2 protein-coding genes are annotated in these 1,422 nt (G+C 64.9%); one reads left to right on the top strand and one right to left on the bottom strand.

Features of this window, described 5'->3' with window-relative positions; translation table 11 throughout:
- The coding region (locus ABT116_RS46165) for an acyl-CoA dehydrogenase (protein WP_351647188.1) at window positions 1–506 on the top strand (506 nt) is incomplete at its 5' end.
- A gap of 40 nt (window positions 507–546) precedes the next feature.
- Here the strand turns inward: ABT116_RS46165 and ABT116_RS46160 are convergent.
- Window positions 547–1,422, bottom strand: an 876-nt coding sequence (locus tag ABT116_RS46160; protein ID WP_502984076.1) for an ABC-2 transporter permease, incomplete at its 5' end; no start/stop codon positions are given.

The following is a 1,422-nucleotide window of genomic DNA, read 5'->3' as shown; positions in this document are numbered from 1 at the left end:
ACGCCCCGAAGGGCTCGTCCTGGTCGGACGGCGCCATCTGCGCTCGAACAACAGCCGCAGTGTTCGAAGACCGCGAAGAGTACCTACTCGCCACTGCGGCAAGGCGATTGCAGGCAGCACAGAAGCGCGAGGAAAACCCGTTCGACGCGTTCAACTTCGTGCAGGACCACGTGCTCAAAGCCGCTCAGGCGCACATCGAGCGCGTCATTTTGGAAGCATTCGTCGCGGGCATCGACTCGTGTGAGGACGAGACCGCAAAGGAACTCTTCGGCGAGGTGTGCGATCTCTACGCACTGTCCGTCATCGAGGAGGACAAGGCCTGGTTCATGGAGCACCGGCACCTGTCGGTGGAGCGTTCGAAGGCCGTGACGCGCGGAATCAACGAGCGGTGCCGCACCCTGCGTCCGCACGTCGAGACGCTGATCGACGGCTTCGGCATTCCGGAGATCCTGCTGGGGTCGGCGATGCTGGACGGGCCGGGCACCGACGCGGTACGGCTGAAGTAAACAGTTCGGGTGGGGTCGGCAATCGCCGGCCCCACCACGCTCAGTGCGCTGCTGCCTTCTTCGACTGCCGAGAGGCGAGCAGTCCGGTCAGGCCGAGTGCCGCGACCAGCCAGATCCCCAGAACGAGCAGGTGCGGTCCGGCGCCGTTCCCACCGAAGTAGATGACGGAGCGGATGGGCTCCATGGCCGCTGATCCGAGCCAGAACGAATGGATGTGCTGCCAGAATCCGGGCAGGAACGACACCGGGATGGCACCGCCCGAACTCGGGAAGTTGATGAAGACGAGCACCGTCAGCACCGCGAAGATCGCGGCCTGCCCGAGCAGTCGATTGAGCAGGATGCTCACCGCACCGACGGTGAACGTGTAGAGCATCGAGATCCCCAGCAGTTGCACGATCTGACCGACCGACGCCCCGAAGGCGTGCATGAAGATGCTGGTGATTCCGAAGGCGATGAGCGGGGTGAGTACCGCCGCACCGGCCAGGATCGAATACTGCTCTCGCAGCCGCATTCTCGGCGCAACCTGACTGAGCACCGTGATGGTCAGGTAGCCACCGAGGGTGCAGACGATCAAGAAGTAGAAGAGCCCGACGGTCGAGGAGTCGCGCGCCGTGACGGGCGCCGAGTCGATCACCGTGACCTGCTGCCCCGTCTGCTCCGCGACGGAATGCGCCAAGCTGCTCACCACGGAAACCGTCGAGGCGCCCGCGCCGGTGGCGATACGTGCGGTCACGGTGTCACCGATCTCGATGGCGCCGATCGCGTCGCGGTTGTCGATCCGAGAGAGAGCGTCGGCGGCGTTGGCGGTGGCAACGATGTCGAACTTGTCACCCGACGACGCCTGGATTCCGTCGATCAGCGGGCAGGCCGGCCAGTCCGAGACACCGACGTACAGCACCTTGCCCGTGCGGACCAG

Source organism: Streptomyces sp. NPDC002130 (assembly GCF_040296465.1).
In the GTDB taxonomy this organism is placed as follows: domain Bacteria; phylum Actinomycetota; class Actinomycetes; order Streptomycetales; family Streptomycetaceae; genus Streptomyces.
The sequence above is the reverse complement of the archived record's forward strand: the minus strand, read 5'-3'. Positions and strand labels throughout refer to the sequence as shown.